At 38.3% G+C, this 16,924-nt stretch carries 14 protein-coding genes; all 14 read right to left on the bottom strand.

All coding sequences use genetic code 11. The features are described 5' to 3' along the window. Positions 1–153 precede the first annotated feature (153 nt). Positions 154–1,368, bottom strand: coding sequence for an O-antigen ligase family protein (locus tag MMW58_RS09835; protein WP_118842220.1), 1,215 nt, complete (start codon positions 1,366–1,368; stop codon positions 154–156). A 300-nt stretch (positions 1,369–1,668) separates the two neighbouring features. Further along, entirely contained in the window at positions 1,669–2,835 is a 1,167-nt protein-coding gene (gene ugd, locus MMW58_RS09830) for a UDP-glucose 6-dehydrogenase (protein WP_241723215.1), read from the bottom strand. Between the two features lie 240 nt (positions 2,836–3,075). Beyond that, positions 3,076–4,482 carry an NADP-dependent phosphogluconate dehydrogenase gene (gene gndA / locus MMW58_RS09825; RefSeq protein WP_118842223.1) on the bottom strand — a complete coding sequence of 469 codons (1,407 nt, stop codon included), beginning with the start codon at positions 4,480–4,482 and terminating at the stop codon, positions 3,076–3,078. Positions 4,483–4,685: 203 nt separating this feature from the next. Beyond that, on the bottom strand, positions 4,686–5,945 hold the full coding sequence (locus MMW58_RS09820; RefSeq protein WP_241723213.1) for an oligosaccharide flippase family protein: 1,260 nt from the start codon (positions 5,943–5,945) through the stop codon (positions 4,686–4,688). Positions 5,946–6,053: 108 nt separating this feature from the next. Next, positions 6,054–6,941: a glycosyltransferase family 2 protein gene (locus MMW58_RS09815; RefSeq protein WP_241723212.1), complete on the bottom strand. Its 888-nt coding sequence runs from the start codon at positions 6,939–6,941 to the stop codon at positions 6,054–6,056. Positions 6,942–6,981: 40 nt separating this feature from the next. Continuing rightward, the gene (locus tag MMW58_RS09810) at positions 6,982–7,932 is read right to left on the bottom strand and encodes a glycosyltransferase family 2 protein (RefSeq protein ID WP_241723211.1); all 951 of its coding nucleotides are present in this window, start codon (positions 7,930–7,932) and stop codon (positions 6,982–6,984) included. Positions 7,933–7,945: 13 nt separating this feature from the next. Further along, positions 7,946–8,797 (bottom strand): glycosyltransferase, encoded by an 852-nt coding sequence (locus tag MMW58_RS09805; RefSeq protein WP_118842226.1) that lies wholly within the window; start codon positions 8,795–8,797, stop codon positions 7,946–7,948. A 60-nt stretch (positions 8,798–8,857) separates the two neighbouring features. After that, on the bottom strand, positions 8,858–9,712 hold the full coding sequence (gene rfbD / locus MMW58_RS09800; RefSeq protein WP_241723210.1) for a dTDP-4-dehydrorhamnose reductase: 855 nt from the start codon (positions 9,710–9,712) through the stop codon (positions 8,858–8,860). Continuing rightward, the gene (gene rfbC / locus MMW58_RS09795) at positions 9,709–10,245 is read right to left on the bottom strand and encodes a dTDP-4-dehydrorhamnose 3,5-epimerase (RefSeq protein ID WP_118842228.1); all 537 of its coding nucleotides are present in this window, start codon (positions 10,243–10,245) and stop codon (positions 9,709–9,711) included. Before rfbC ends, rfbD begins: the two co-directional genes overlap by 4 nt. 2 nt (positions 10,246–10,247) lie before the next feature. Next, positions 10,248–11,117, bottom strand: coding sequence for a glucose-1-phosphate thymidylyltransferase RfbA (gene rfbA, locus MMW58_RS09790; RefSeq protein WP_118842229.1), 870 nt, complete (start codon positions 11,115–11,117; stop codon positions 10,248–10,250). Positions 11,118–11,135: 18 nt separating this feature from the next. Continuing rightward, positions 11,136–12,200: a dTDP-glucose 4,6-dehydratase gene (gene rffG, locus MMW58_RS09785; RefSeq protein ID WP_118842230.1), complete on the bottom strand. Its 1,065-nt coding sequence runs from the start codon at positions 12,198–12,200 to the stop codon at positions 11,136–11,138. A 69-nt stretch (positions 12,201–12,269) separates the two neighbouring features. Then, positions 12,270–13,181 carry a glycosyltransferase family 2 protein gene (locus MMW58_RS09780; protein ID WP_118842246.1) on the bottom strand — a complete coding sequence of 304 codons (912 nt, stop codon included), beginning with the start codon at positions 13,179–13,181 and terminating at the stop codon, positions 12,270–12,272. 35 nt (positions 13,182–13,216) lie between these two features. Beyond that, positions 13,217–14,644: an undecaprenyl-phosphate galactose phosphotransferase WbaP gene (wbaP, locus tag MMW58_RS09775; RefSeq protein ID WP_241723209.1), complete on the bottom strand. Its 1,428-nt coding sequence runs from the start codon at positions 14,642–14,644 to the stop codon at positions 13,217–13,219. Positions 14,645–14,759: 115 nt separating this feature from the next. Then, on the bottom strand, positions 14,760–16,922 hold the full coding sequence (locus MMW58_RS09770; protein ID WP_241723208.1) for a polysaccharide biosynthesis tyrosine autokinase: 2,163 nt from the start codon (positions 16,920–16,922) through the stop codon (positions 14,760–14,762). Positions 16,923–16,924 lie beyond the last annotated feature (2 nt).

Below are 16,924 nucleotides of genomic sequence, written 5' to 3'. Positions count from 1 at the left end.
ACGACAAGAAACGAACATGATATTATCCGTTCATCTTTAGATTAATCGGCTACATGTTCTGGAATCGAAAACATAGCGCTTAACATCCCTTTAACTTTGAAAAGTTATTATATCTACGAAAATTTTCAAGTAGATAATATATCTACTCCTACACTAATGTAGTATTACTCTCTCATTTTCTTTGCACATCAAAGCCATTAAAAATAAACATGCCACGTAACACACACCACCTGCAGAAGAAAATAATACTGGGTTAAAGAATCCTGATAAAAACCAACTCCAAAATGCAATGCTAGCCACAATCAATGCTCTGAATGTGGATTTTTTTAGCATCATGGCAAATGGAATAAGCAAAACCAATAATAGTGCAAACACTCCCAAATACCCTATCTGCATAGCTAGCGCTGGAACCTGCAATTCATAATTATACTTCATATCTCCTTCCTGCTGATATTCAGGAACAAAATACCCTAAACCTTTACCAAGAATTGGAGACTGTTCAATTCGCTTTGAAAACAATTCTAACTGCTGCGTTCTAATATTATCAGATGCCGTGGATTTTTGAGCTGAAAACCTTGCCTCCAGCGAATTCTGTACTGATTCATTCAAAGAAGCAGCACCAACAACCAACACAACAAGTATAGAAATTGATAATATACCTTTACCTTTCACATTAAACAGGACACCAAGAAATATAAACAGAGCGCTTATAGCCCAGTAAAATCTAGACATTCCGATAAAAACAGAAAAACATATCGCTACGAAGTAAATATAATCTCTTTTCCTAAACCTTCCCGCTCCAAAATCTTTTAACATATAGAACAATGCAAGTGGGATTATAAAATCAGAAAGAAATTGAATTCTTCCGAGTGAACTCCCATCAATAGCGTACGTCATAAGAGACATACCAAATAATTGACCATAAGACTTAACTAATAAAACAATGGGATGACCTGTGACTTGACTATAAGCTAGCATCGCTATTTTTATAAAAGCGGAAAAAACCAATGCTGATATTATTATTTTAAACGCCTTATCTCTTTTCTCATTATCATAAAAATAAGATGACAGGATCGCATAAACAACAAAAAAAATGATAATATCCTTCGCCTGATACAAATACAATATACCTTGGTCATTAGCAATGACTGCATATACAATAAAAATTAAAAGCAATACCGCAGGTAAAAATATCTTTTTAATGGCAGAAACGATAACTTCACTTCTCCCATCAAAAACTAACGCACCTAAAAAAAGTAGCAATGTTAATATTTTAAAGTTAATACCAAGAAAAGAACCTGCTGGCATTAACACCAATAAAAATAAAAAAACTCCGGCCGCTATATTTGACAATTTATAGTATTCCATATTCACTTAGCATATTGGTTCATATTCTTTGTGTAAATGAACGGTATCATGAAGGTCGTTCCGATGCAGAAATCATATATGACATAGGTCAATGCATAGGATAGAGTTAAAAGAAACCTCAGCAATTACTTTTAAAAGCATTGTTAGTAGCAAACAAAACTCACTTCAAACTATCTCGCTAATCGCGAGGATCTTATCACAATTAAAGCTTATACTGAGATATATCATGCAGAAATGTTTGTATTAGGTAATTAGCACAGGCCAGCGACACAAGTCGCCAGCCTTATCTGTCAGTAAAAATCAGTCGCTACCAAACAGATCACGAGTGTAAACCTTATCTTTGACGTCAGCCAGTTCTTCAGCCATACGATTAGAGACAATAACATCCGCTTCCTGCTTAAACACGTTCAAGTCGCTAATCACTCGGGAATTAAAGAACTCATCTTCCTGCATGGCTGGCTCATAAATAATAACAGAAATCCCTTTAGCTTTGATGCGTTTCATTATTCCCTGGATCGATGAAGCACGGAAATTATCAGAACCACTCTTCATTATCAGACGATAAATACCAACCACCTTTGGCTTACGGGCGAGGATAGAATCGGCGATGAAGTCTTTACGAGTACGGTTAGCATCAACAATAGCGCCGATGATGTTGTTCGGTACCGATTCGTAGTTTGCGAGCAGCTGCTTGGTATCTTTTGGTAAGCAGTAGCCACCATAGCCAAACGACGGATTGTTATAGTGGTTCCCAATGCGCGGATCCAGGCACACACCTTCAATGATCTGTTTAGTGTTAAGGCCCTGACTCTCAGCATAACTATCCAGTTCATTGAAATAGGCAACACGCAGTGCAAGATAGGTATTAGCAAACAATTTAATCGCTTCGGCTTCGGTCGAATCAGTAAACAGCATTGGGATATCCTGTTTAATCGCCCCTTCTTTCAGAAGATTGGCAAACCGTTCAGCACGTTCGGAACGCTCACCAATAACGATACGGGACGGGTGCAGGTTGTCATACAACGCACGGCCTTCGCGCAGGAACTCTGGAGAGAAAATAACGTTATCAATCCCTAGACGCTCTTTAATATCACGGATAAAACCAACAGGAACGGTTGATTTAACAATCATCACCGCAGCAGGGTTAATTTCTGCGACATCACGAATGACGGCTTCAACGGTAGAAGTATTGAAATAGTTCGTTTTTGGATCGTAGTCAGTCGGGGTAGCGATAATGACATAGTCCGCATTACGATAAGCGTCCTGCTTGTCAGTTGTCGCACGAAAATTCAATGTTTTTTCAGCCAGATATTCCTGAATCTCTTTGTCGACAATCGGAGAAATTTTCTGGTTAAGCATATCTACTTTGGACTGAACGATATCAAGCGCGACCACTTCATGGTTTTGCGCAATAAGGATGCCGTTCGATAAACCAACATAACCGGTACCGGAAATAGTAATTTTCATTCGTTCACACTTTAATCAGTTAACGGGATAATGGCAGCTGGCCACCCAGGTAATCAATACTTGTAGCAGTTTTATGCTTCAACTTGGTGTATGTCAAGGTCATAGATTTCAGGGTGAGAGCAAATAGCAAAGCTTTAAAGAGGAGATGAATAATCGTAACAATAGTTTTAGGTTGAAAGATATTCATAGAAAAACCCGGTTCTCAAATAACCGGGATTTAATTACTTTAACGATTGATGTTTATTCCATCCACTCAGTATGGAATACTCCATCTTTATCAGTACGCTTATAAGTATGGGCACCGAAATAATCACGTTGAGCCTGAATCAGGTTAGCCGGCAGAACTGCAGAACGATAGCTGTCGTAGTATGCAATAGCAGCAGAGAAAGTTGGTACCGGAATACCATTCTGCACAGCATAAGCAACTACATCACGCAGAGCCTGCTGGTATTCATCCGCAATCTGTTTGAAGTACGGTGCCAGTAACAGGTTAGCAATCCCTGCATTCTCTTCGTAAGCATCAGTAATTTTCTGCAGGAATTGGGCTCGAATAATGCAACCCGCACGGAATATTTTGGCAATTTCGCCGTAGTTCAGGTCCCAGCCGTATTCATTAGATGCAGCACGCAGTTGAGAGAAGCCCTGCGCATAGGAAACAATTTTACCCAGATAAAGAGCACGACGCACTTTCTCGATAAATTCTGTTTTATCACTAGCCGGTTGTGCCCGCGGACCAGTCAACACTTTAGAAGCGGCAACACGCTGATCTTTGAGAGAAGAGATGTAACGAGCGAATACGGACTCGGTGATCAGGGACAGAGGTTCCCCCAAATCCAGAGAACTCTGGCTAGTCCATTTACCGGTACCTTTGTTCGCCGCTTCATCAAGAATCACGTCAACCAGGTATTTACCTTCGTCATCTTTTTTAGTGAAGATGTCTTTAGTGATATCTATCAGATAGCTACTTAACTCACCCTGATTCCACTCAGTGAAGGTCGTAGCCAGTTCTTCATTTGACAGTGCAAGGCCGCCTTTCAGCAAAGCGTACGCTTCAGCAATGAGCTGCATGTCACCGTATTCAATGCCGTTATGAACCATTTTCACATAGTGGCCAGCACCATCAGCACCAATATAGGCAACACAAGGTTCCCCGTCTTCCGCACGGGCGGCGATCTGCTCAAGGATTGGCGCTACCAGCTCATAGGCCTCTTTCTGGCCGCCAGGCATAATAGATGGGCCCTTAAGTGCGCCCTCTTCTCCACCAGAAACACCGGTACCGATGAAGTTAAAACCATCAGCAGACAGTTCACGATTGCGTCGGATGGTATCCTGGAAGAAAGTGTTACCACCATCAATGATGATGTCGCCTTTATCCAGATACGGTTTGAGGGAGTCGATAGCACTATCCGTACCAGCACCTGCTTTCACCATTAACAGGATACGGCGCGGAGTTTCGAGGGATTCAACAAACTCTTTGACGGTATAATGTGGGACCAGTTTCTTGCCAGGGTTCTCGGCAATCACTTCCTCAGTCTTATCACGGGAGCGGTTGAAAACAGAGACGGTATAACCACGGCTTTCGATGTTGAGCGCGAGGTTGCGCCCCATCACTGCCATACCGACAACCCCGATCTGTTGCTTGGACATTACATACTCCTGTCTGGTGTGGTCGCTGCGACTTTTCGCAGCTTAGAAAGTATTAAATATATTAGCTCAAAGATATGCATGAACCTAGAAGAAAAGCAAAAAATGCAACAAAATAAAAAAAATGCAACAAAATAATTTTCAACATTTTAGAGACAAGCTAATTTTAAACATTATTCCTTTTAAATATTTCAAAAAGAAAAAATTTAGCCTTTAACTCTAAAAAAGATAGTTTTCAAATGAAGTTTAAAGACCACTCCCTTTTTGAACGGATAGTTAAAAATTGTTAACGAAAAAAACTGTGTTAATACGTTTGCAACAGCTGCGCCAATGATATTAAATTGCATAATCAACCCAAAATTAACAATAAAACTAAAAATAGCGACCAAAAACATTTTTTTTGATAAAAATGAATAACCTGAATATTTTGCTATTATTCTAGCAGAAACCGTACCAAGGGAACCTAGCAATGTGGAAAATGTCAGAATTAATAAAGGGTGGTAAGATGACATATACAAATCACCGTAGAATGTCTTAATAAACCATTCACCAACAAAATAAACACTAAATATAATCGGCATTGAAACACCGATAACAATGAGGTTTAGTTTAGCGGCTTTCGTCAAAGCCTTTTCATCATCATTTTCAGAAAATATTGAAGGCAATGAAGATGTTACCAGGGAATTTAGAACAAATGACCAAGATGTGGCAAGAGTAGCAGCAACAGAATATATGCCTACAGCCGACTCACCATCGAAAAAACCAAGCATTAACAATGACAGCCGCGTATAAATCGCTACCGATAACGAGGAAATAACAAACGCTGAACCTGCGCCAATAATATACTTGACATACTTCCTTTTAAATTTACTGGAAATATTTTTTTTGTGCGTATTATTAATATAATAAAAATAACGAATAAGACATGGAATTAAAGGAGCTAAAATTATCGGAAAACATAACCATAATGGATCAAGTTTCAAGAACGCAATAAGCCATCTAATCAACAATGAGAAAACTAAACCGATGACATTTACATATGTGTTTATTTTTGAATTTAGAGTTGCATCATAGTAAATGGAATACACGTCCATTGACTGAATAAAACAAGCAACAAATGCAGCCACAAGATAATACAAAGCTGAGTGATCTGCTTTATAAATATAGAAAAAGAGCACTGGCAAAGATAAAACCATATAAACGATAGTTCTTATGGGGACAGTAACATTAATTAAATTCACCCCAGATTGCCTATTACGGCTTAATCGTTTAAAGATTAATACATCCGTGCCTAGTTGAGCCACCAGTTGAATTAATTGAAATATCGACATTGCCAAAGCAATGCTGCCAAAAACCCCAGGCCCTACATACTTTGCAACAAAAGAAGTTACAAAAATAAGACCAAAAATTGCCACTATTTTTTCTGACATCATCCAAAGTGAATTAGTCATAATACGTTTATTCAATTCAACTCCCCAAGGATTATTATCCTCGCCCTAAACACACTTATAAATAAGGATATAGAGCAAAGCACAATCTAATTTAAGAAAGAATTTTGATTGTGCCATAAACAACTAAAGCTTAAAAAGAAACTTATTTAAACACTTCATATAAAAGTTAACAACTCCATTTTTAATTTTTTTCTTAAATGAGAGGAAATAGATGGGAGGTAGCACTTTGTCATCATAAGCAAATTCATTGCTATCAGATAAATTTTCCTTTTCGACAATACGTAACTCTGCGAGATTAGTATCTTCGGGTAATTGAAAACCTCTTTTTTTATACCAATCGCTAATTGAGACTTTCTCATGCGAAAAAGAGGAACCGGAATTAGGGGCATTACGAGCCTGGAGTCTTCCAACTATTTGCTTTATATCGCGATACTGATAATGTTTCAGTCTAATTCTTCCTGGCGATGGTTTTTTTAGATTACAAGGCCATTCAGTATTCTGCGGCCAACAAATAAGATCCCAATGGCGGACAAACCTTATTTCAGAGTGGTTACATTTATACCACTTTAATCGTTGTGTGACACTATTAGTAACCCCACAGTTTTTTTCTCTCTCATAATCATCTGGAGTATAATAATATTGGAAAGATGCATTATATACATGGTCCACGTCCTCATCAAGTGATGACAGAAACTGATGAGGGTCATCAATGTAGAACTCATCGCCATCTAACCTGCACCACCAGTCCCCAGGTTTTGCAATTTCACGATACTCTCTGAAAATGACCTGTCGTAACTCTAGATAAAATCGCCCTCCATACTGCCCCCAAAGTACGATTTTAGGATTTTCCTCAGCATATTTAGTCAACAGTTCCCATGTTGTATCCTCACTATTATTATCTAAAATAAAAATCTTCTCAGCCCATACCGATGCTTTGTCTAGGGTTTCAATAATAATATCCGATTCATTTTTAACTGTCATTAATGCATAAATTTTGCTAGTAGATGGCATTACAACTCCTATTATAACAGTAGCATCGCTTTATATTTAACTAAATCTTTACAACATATATAAAGAAGAAAACCAAATTACGTAAAAAACCTTTTTTCCTGATTTTTTTATTTAAAAAAAGATTCAACCTACCTAAAAATGAACCATCAAACGTCGAGATAAATTTCTCAAGGATATTCTTATCTGAAACATTTAATAATAAGCCAAAGTCATCATAAAATAACTGTGCTTGGGCCTTCGTCTTATAAACGGAGTCTCGGGCATTTTTTATCTGATTTTTATAACCATCTGACGAAATCAGTTTTTTTAGTGTAAATGCCTTTGCCCCAACTTGATTATTACTATGTTGACGATAAAGTATCATAGAATGATCAATAAACTCAATACGCCCGAAAGCTGAAGCATATAATGCCACATACCAGTCATGCATAATTGATTCTTCAATTTTTCCACGTTTAACAGAATCGATAAGCTCTTTATTACAAGCCATAACACAACCTGTGACAGAGTTACTAATTAACAGTTCTGTAAATGAAGGCGTCTTATTCAGATTTTGATAATTAAACATTGATACGTTTACTGGAGAAAGGTTTTCATCCGTAACACACAAATCTGAATGAACTAAAACTGGCCCCGGATTTTCACTTTCACTTTCCATCATTTTGTTAAGGAATAAATTTATTTTCTCAGGAAGCCAATAATCATCTTGATCACTAAAGAAAATATAATCTGCATCAGTATTTAGCATAAGGTGATGAAAATTAAACTTTACTCCTCCTTTCTTATCACTATCTAATAATTGCACTCTAGAATCATGATTGCATATTTCCTGTAAAACTGGAACCGTATTATCTAGCGAGCTATCATCGGATATTAATATTCTGCATTCCATATTATGGACATGCTCAAAGCATGTCAGTACAGAGAAAATTTGATCTTTTATATAACGTTCACCGTTATAAGAAGCAAGGATTACATCCAATTTTTTCATAATTAGTCCAAAATCACTGAAGGAAATATTTTATAATGAATTTGATATTTTTCTTCTTATAAAACCAATAAATGGCATCTTTTAATTTTGCTTTTTTATTCATTGAATCTACAAGGTATTCCATATATTTAACGTCATATTTTCTGTAAATGTCGGAATTCCGAGAGGCGAGTTGCAATAAAGACTCGGTAATCTTTGCATTCTGCGAAACACGAATTTCATGAGGGCTGTGGTCATGATTCATTATGTAAGTTGGTTTGTTAAACCGTTTGAAACTTCCATATTTGAATGCCAACCTTAACCAAGTATCCCAGTCTTGAAGTCGCTTAACATCTTTATTAAATCCCCCAATCCCTTGTAGTCTCGATGTCAATGTAAATACTTGATTTGAAGCTTCATTTTCAAAAAGAAGATCTTTATATGAAAACACCCTCTTTTCATCTCTATTTTTATAATAAATTGACTCTGTATTTGTATATTTGTTAATAAAATTACAACAAATAAATGAGAAATTTTCGCGCCAGTTTTTCACAAAAAATGATAACCGCTCGGACGTAAACTCATCATCATCATCAAGTCCAGTAATAAACATACCTTGTGCATTAAAGATACCCAGATTCCTTGCTGCACATGCACCTAAATTAGTAGGATTACGAAAATAACGAATTCGGGAATCTTGCTTTTCTAGCTCAAGACAATAGCCTTCTGTTCCATCTGAAGATGCATCATCACAAATTAAAAGCTCCCAGTTTGTGTAATCTTGTCGCAATACTGAATCGATTGCCCTTTTTAACCTATCAATCCTATTAAATGTTGAGACATAGATACTTACTTTAGGAGCATCAACGTTATCGTTATCTTGCATAAAGTTTCTCTAAAATAAATAGCACACTAAGTTTGGCCAGAAGCCTCTGGCCCATTTTCATTATAGTTTATTAACTACATCAATTAACGCACATTCCCAGGATGATGGATTTATGCCTACATTTTTTATTTTAGTACAATCAAGCGTTGAATAAGAGGGTCTATGCGCTGGGGTTGGATATTCTTCTGTTCTAATAGGTTTTATAGTAGGGACTACTTTTATTATTTCATTTTTTCTCGCCACATCAAAAATTGTTTTTGCAAAGTCATACCAAGATACTTCAATATCGCCACAGAAATGATAAACCCCTCCTTTAGCATTATTTTTAGTTAATGAGATAATTGCATGCGCAATATCACCAGCATAAGTCGGGCATCCTCGCTGATCGTCAACAATCCCTATTGAGTCTCGTTCCCGCCCCAATCTAAGCATAGTCTTGACAAAATTGTTGCCATATTCACTAAAAACCCAAGCGGTACGAATTATGATCGTTTCTGGAAGTATAGATGCTGCCGCAATTTCACCATCAAGCTTTGTTTTACCATATACACTAAGAGGATTTGTCTTATCAGTTTCTACATACGGAGTAGTTGAATAACCATCAAAAACGTAATCAGTTGAGACATGAAAAAACAAAGCTGAACATGCTTTGGCAGCAATTGCTAGGTTTTCCGGTCCAAATTTATTTACAAGTTCGGCCATTTCAATATTACTTTCAGCTTTATCCACTGCAGTATATGCGGCCGCATTCACAATTACGTCTGGATTATAATTACTAACGGCAGCAATTACATCTCCTTTTTTAGTGATGTCGAGTTCAGATGTATCTGTTGCCCATACTTCCCACCCTTCAGGCAGTCTATCCTGGAAACAACGCCCCAATTGTCCATTGGCACCAGTTAATAATACTTTCATGAGTAAAGTTCCTTGAGTGATTTCCCTTTTTTATCTTTATCGGAAAGCAATGGGGAAGAAATAGGCCACTCAATAGCAATATCGGGGTCGTCCCATTTAACGCATCCCTCATAAGCAGGGTTATAGTAATCCGTACATTTATATTCAAAATCTGCAATATCAGATAAAACAACAAAGCCATGTGCCAGTCCTGGCGGGACCCAGAATTGAGTTTTATTTTCTTCTGAAAGGACTACACCTTCCCACAATCCGAAAGTAGGTGATTCAGGTCTAATATCTACAGCTACATCAAATACCTCTCCACGGACAACACGGACAAGCTTACCCTGAGGGTTCTGAGTCTGAAAATGCAATCCACGAAGAACACCTTTTGTTGACCGCGAATGATTATCTTGGACAAAGTCGAGGTTAATATTTAGCAATTCCTGATACCTTTTTTTTTCAAAGGTTTCAAGGAAAAAGCCTCTTGCATCACCAAATATTTTAGGCTGAATGATTTTTACATCGGCGATCTTCGTATCAATAATCTGCATAATTATTTCTCCTCCACTAACATTTGGAGATATTGTCCGTATTGAGTTTTTGACAGTATCTTAGCCTGAGCTAATACTTCGTCCTTAGTGAGCCAACCTTTACGAAACGCAATTTCTTCAAGGCATGCTACTTTGAATCCTTGCCGCTGTTCAATAGTATGAATGAACTGGGATGCCTCAAGTAGACTTTCATGGGTGCCGGTATCTAGCCACGCAAAGCCACGGCCAAGTTTTTCAACGTGTAAGGTACCCAATTCAAGATACATTTCATTTAACGTAGTAATCTCTAGTTCACCACGAGCAGATGGCTTAACTTTTTTTGCCATCTCTACTACATTCTTGTCATAGAAATATAGCCCTGTTACTGCCCAGCTAGATTTAGGCTCAGATGGTTTTTCTTCCAGAGATACCGCGCGATTGCTTTCATCAAATTCGACAACACCGAAACGTTCTGGGTCCATTACCTGATAGCCAAACACCGTAGCACCGTCAGTACGTTGCACAACGGCTTCTAACTTACGACCAAAACTTTCACCAAAGTAGATATTATCTCCCAAAACCAGCGCACAACTGTCTCCGGCAATAAACTCTTCACCAATCAGGAAAGCTTGAGCAAGTCCATCCGGGCTTGGTTGAATGGCATAACTGAATCGTACACCAAACTGACTACCATCCCCGAGTAAGCGTTTGAATCCAGGCATATCATCTGGGGTTGAGATTATTAATATATCGCGAATACCAGCAAGCATGAGGACAGAAATCGGATAATAAACCATTGGCTTATCATAAATTGGCAAAAGCTGTTTCGAAGTACCTTTAGTAATAGGATAAAGACGAGTGCCAGAACCACCTGCAAGAACGATACCTTTCATTTTATTTCCCTGGAATAATTAATGAGACAGACCTAAACGTTCGCCCGCATAAGAGCCATCTTTTACACGACTCCACCATACTTCATTAGCTAAATACCATTCAACAGTTTTACGAATCCCACTTTCAAATGTCTCTTGTGGTTTCCATCCCAACTCTTTATATATTTTTCCTGCGTCAATTGCATAGCGCATATCGTGGCCGGGGCGATCTTTAACATAAGTAATAAGGTCAGTATAGAGTCCAATACCAGCAGGCTTAGCAGGTACGAGCTCTTCGAGGAGCTGGCATATAGTTTTCACAACATCGATATTTTTACGTTCGTTATGACCGCCTATATTATATGTTTCTCCTATCGCACCTTCAGTGACAACTTTATATAATGCACGAGCATGGTCTTCTACATATAACCAATCACGAACCTGCCCGCCATCGCCATAGACTGGAAGCATTTTTCCATCTAATGCATTTAATATAATCAGTGGTATTAGTTTTTCTGGGAAATGATACGGTCCGTAGTTGTTCGAACAGTTTGTTACAATTGTTGGAAATCCATAAGTTCTCAACCATGCTCGGACTAAATGGTCGCTAGAAGCCTTAGATGCAGAATACGGACTACTAGGGGCATAAGGAGTCGTCTCAGTGAATAGATCATCCGTGCCGTGAAGATCTCCATAAACTTCATCAGTCGAGATATGGTGAAAACGGAAGTTTTGTTTCTTTTCCTCATCTAACTGATTCCAATAAGTTCGACCAGCCTCAAGCATCGTATAGGTACCGATGATATTAGTTTCAATAAACTCAGCTGGGCCATCAATCGAGCGATCAACATGACTTTCTGCCGCCAGGTGCATTACAGCATCTGGCTGTTGTTCATTGAAAACACGGTCAAGTTCTGCCCTGTCACAGATATTCACCTTTTCGAATTTGAAACGTGGGCTGCCATTAACTTCCTTTAATGACTCTAGATTACCTGCATAGGTTAGGCTATCAACAACTACGACCTCATCTTTAGTATCTTTAATTATATGACGTACTACAGCCGAACCAATAAACCCAGCACCACCAGTCACAATTATTTTCATGCGGTCCTCTTATACCAAAATAGTCCGATGTGAAACATTAGTTATTAAACTCGTAAATTAACTATCAGATCAAAAACTCCAGTAACGCTTATGCATACTAAATAGCTTAATCATTTTATTTGGTAGTTTTTCATATTGTTGCCCTAACTTATAACCTATTATTTTCATGAAATTGTTTATGCACGCAAGAGGAATCCAGTGAGGGGCATGTTTTAGTAAAAATCTAACTTCAGAAAGTATGAACTTCTTCCCTTCCCCCCCGGCGCCTCCTATGCTTTGGCGAATCCATTGCTCATTTTTATGAAAAACACCGATATCGAAATAACGTCTGAACTCTTCATATGGCGTATAATTATGAGAATGGCGCACTACTGCTTTCGCAGCATAGGCTACCTTATAACCAGCTAAAACAGCTTTTGCTGTGAAAAACATATCTTCGCACAGAATAGTATTTGATGGGAATCCGCCCAGCGTTTTAAATATTGATAGTCTATATGCTGAGAAAGAATTTGACATGAACACGGTTTTCAACCCCATTTCAGGTATATTTTCTTTCCCACAGATATATCCTTTACTTGGGTAGCTAAAACTTCTGGCATGTTTTGCGAGTGGATTAGCATCCAAATGAGGTAACTGCCGACCATATGCACATGCAATGCTATCATCAGAAAATATTGACATTATCTCTTTGACAAAATCTTCTTGCGGGATCGCATCCTGAGTTAGGAAGATAACTACATCATAATCAGCGATGTACTTTTCGACCGCTTGGTTTCTGGTACCCCCGTGATTAAAATCACTACCTGCGATGGTCAACACATCAAAACCAGCTTTTACTGCGACGGCAACGGTGTCATCTTTGCTCGAGGAGTCAATAACATGGACAAACAAATCAGCGGGTGCATATTTTTTTATATTGTTCACGGCTGATTTCCAGATTTCACCACCATTATAAGTTGGTATTGCAATATAGTATTTCATATTATGACTCGTCATTTACTAATACTGGGAGATATTTAATATGCTCCATCCTTTTTCAATACCACACCGATTGTTTTAAACAGAATAGCGATATCATTCCACATGGACCAATTTTTAACATACCATGCGTCCAAGTATACTCTCGTTTCATAATCAACATCGCTGCGTCCACTGACCTGCCACAAGCCTGTCATCCCAGGTTTACTCAGGAGATAGTAGTCAACCTCTTCATTGTATCGCTCTAGTTCTGCAGTAATAATTGGGCGAGGTCCAACAAGACTCATTTCGCCCTTTAACACGTTAAATAATTGAGGTAATTCATCAAGACTGGTTCTCCGAAGGAATTTACCGATCTTAGTAATTCGTGGATCATTTTTTAATTTAAATGTTGCATCCCACTCATCTTTCGCAGCGGGATCTTTTTCTAGTAACTCAGCCAGAACCTCTTTTGAATTAATGACCATAGAACGAAACTTTAGACATTTAAAAGAGCGACCGTCTTTCCCAATACGTTCATGCCCATAGATAGCAGGACCACCATCCTTTTTTACTTTACGGCTGATATAAATTAATGCAGGCGAAAGCACAGCAATGATGGCCAATGAACCTACAATATCAAAAAGCCGTTTTAAAACTCGTGATGACCATTTTGCAAGATTCTGCTGAACACGAAATATCATAACTTCATGACTGAATATAAATGACATATCCGTGCTATCAAGTGGCATTCCGCGTAATGTTGGAATGACAGAAACATAGCGATAGCCTTTGATCATGAAATTTCTAAGCCATGTATTCCTTATCTCACTTTGGTGAGACTCGACTGCAACAATGAACTGTGTTTTTTTGTCTTTTGTTGTTAGCCAGTTTAAATTATTTTCTAATACAGGCAGCCCATCAATTTCCTCACCAGCCGAAGTTCCTCCATCGCTATGAATAAACCCAACAATGATTAATCCCAGGTTCCTCTCACTATTAATAGCCTTATAAGCTTCATGTGCGTTTATCCCGCTACCAACGATCCAGGTATCGCGCCGCCAGAGATTGAAGGCATCCAGCACACGTTTAGTTATCATACGAGATACAGGAACCAAGAATAGTACAAACACCCAAGTCAGCACCCATAAATAGCGCGAAAAAGACCAAGTTGTAAATGCCATAACTGCAATTTCAATAATGGCAAAAATAACTAATGTCCTTAATATTTCTTTTAATTCGAACCAGAATGTTTTGCGATAGAAATAATGACGCAAGCGCATTGAATACCATGCAACACTGCAAAAAGCCAATAATAAGTGTAGAGCTACCCATCCATCCGTTTGACTTTCTGGAATTACTTTACTGTAATCACTTAGAGAAAGCGCGAGTAATCCCATTGCCAAGTATATAGATATTGTAAAACTAATAAAATCAGACAAGGCCAAGGCCATGCTGACTAAAACATTTCTACCGAGGAGCGTCATGATTCCCTCTCAATGTTTATAACGCATATTTTGGAAATATTAATTTAAATAATAATGATTTAGAGAGAAGTAAAGTAAGCCGGACCTGTAATGGTCCGGCCTTAATTTAATAGATCTATTTATCGTCTTTATATGAATATCCATAGTGGCTATAGCCATAGCCGTAATAGCTACTTGCCTTCTTCACTACACCATTAAGGATGCAACCTTTTACTACCACACCACTCTGCTCAAATCTTTTGAAGCTAACCTCAATCTCTTTCGCAGTGTTCTGCTCAAAACGAGCAATCAGGAGCGTTGTACCTGCATAATGGCCAATAATAGCGGCATCAGTCACTGCAAGAATTGGAGGAGTATCAAGTATAACGATGTCATAATTTTCACTTGCCCATGTTATTAGCTCACCAAACCTACGATGCATGAGTAGCTCAGCTGGATTAGGTGGTGCTATCCCCCGTGAAATAAAATCAAATCCAACAAGAGAGACATTTTTAACCGTCTTAGAGAGCTCGGCTTTACCCGACAGGAAATCAGAAAGGCCATTGTCATTTGATACACTAAATAACTTATGGGTATAACCTTTCCTCATATCTGTATCAACGAGGAGAACTTTTTTACCTGTTTGTGCAATGACAGCGGCCAAGTTAGTACTGACAAAGGTCTTACCGGCATTAGGACTTGCCCCCGAAATCATTAATACATTATTACGGGCCTCCATCATCGCAAAATGCAAACTAGTACGTAATCCCCGAATCGCTTCGATCGCTAAATCAGCCGGATTTTCGACAGCAAGGAATCCTTGAAATTCGCTATGCCCTTTTTTTCTCCAACTAGGTGCCTGGACCATTTTCTTTGCAAATGCTTCTGATACAGGAATACTGGCATAAACATTAATACCTCGTTCTTCAAGCTGTTCAGGACTTTCAATACCTCGACGTAAAAATACCCGAAGAAGGACTAATCCTATTGAAAGTATAAGTCCAAATATTACTCCAACAACCAGAACAAGTGCCTTTTTCGGTTTTACCGGTTTAGGTTGGGCCACCGCATTATCAATTATTCTTACGTTACCAATAGCACTGGATTTTGCGATACTTAATTCCTGCTGCCTGTTTAAAAGCTGCATATATACAGCTTGTCCAGAGTCAACATCTCTGCTTAGACGCAAAATCTCTTGTTGTGTCTTGGGCATAGCTGATACACGCTGATTAAGTTTTCCTTTTTCATCTTGTAAAGTTTTTCGTTTTTCCATCAGAGCTTTATATGTTGGATGCTCTTTTGTATATAATTGAGAAATTTCAGACTCTCGGAATGTTAATTCATTCAACTGATTATCAACATTGACAATCTGTTCAAGCACTGACTTTGCTTCTAATGATAGATCGACTGAATCTTTTTGACGGCGATACTGATTGAGCTTGTCTTCCGCGAGATCGAGGTCAGCTCTAACTTTCGGTAACTGAAGGTTTAGAAAATCCAAACTTTTTGCATCTTGAGCTGCCTGACGGGAGATATTCTGAGCCAAATAATTATTACTGATGCTATCAACAATTTTTACAATCAACTCTGAATCATCACCTGTTAGTGACAGTGTAAGCATCCCTGTGTCTTTACCCTCATCCACAACTGAAAATACATTTTGTAAATCAGTAATAGTTTTTAGCTTACTTACATAAGAAATAGCAAACCTTGCTCCTGGTTCCGAATCGATAGCATCGATTTTCAGTGAAAAATTTTTGCCATCTAGTAGTTCTCCTACTTTTCCTTCTTGTCGTTTATCATTGTAATTAATTACATAGTGAAACTTGTCCTTAACAACAAGCTCTAATTCAGGAGAGTCACTTCCATCGTCTGGTATATATAATCTAGAAATAGCAATTCGACCTGGATTTTCACCCATAAGTCGTGCCCAGCCTTTACCAAAAACAGGGAAATAGATCTGGCTTGCGACAGCCTGCAGATTTAGATCACTGACTGTCTTTCCTAAGATCATTCGAGACTGCAACAATGTTATTTCTGGTGCGGAGCTTGGCTGACTATCTGGTAGCATCTGACTTAAATTACTGAGAATAGCATTTCCTTGCTTTTGCTCAACTTGGATCAGAGCATCCGCTTGATATATTGGCGTCGCAAACAACGCATATATCAATGCAATTAACGTAAATAATGAAGTAACGGATACAATTAGTTTTCTATGATCAATTAGTTCGCCGATTAAACGACCCAAATCTATATCATCTGCATCTTTCGCGACAGATTTATTAGTAACTGGAGACATGC

Source organism: Klebsiella sp. HC6, assembly GCF_022605325.1.
Classification (GTDB): Bacteria; Pseudomonadota; Gammaproteobacteria; order Enterobacterales; family Enterobacteriaceae; genus Klebsiella; species Klebsiella terrigena.
The sequence above is the reverse complement of the archived record's forward strand: the minus strand, read 5'-3'. Positions and strand labels throughout refer to the sequence as shown.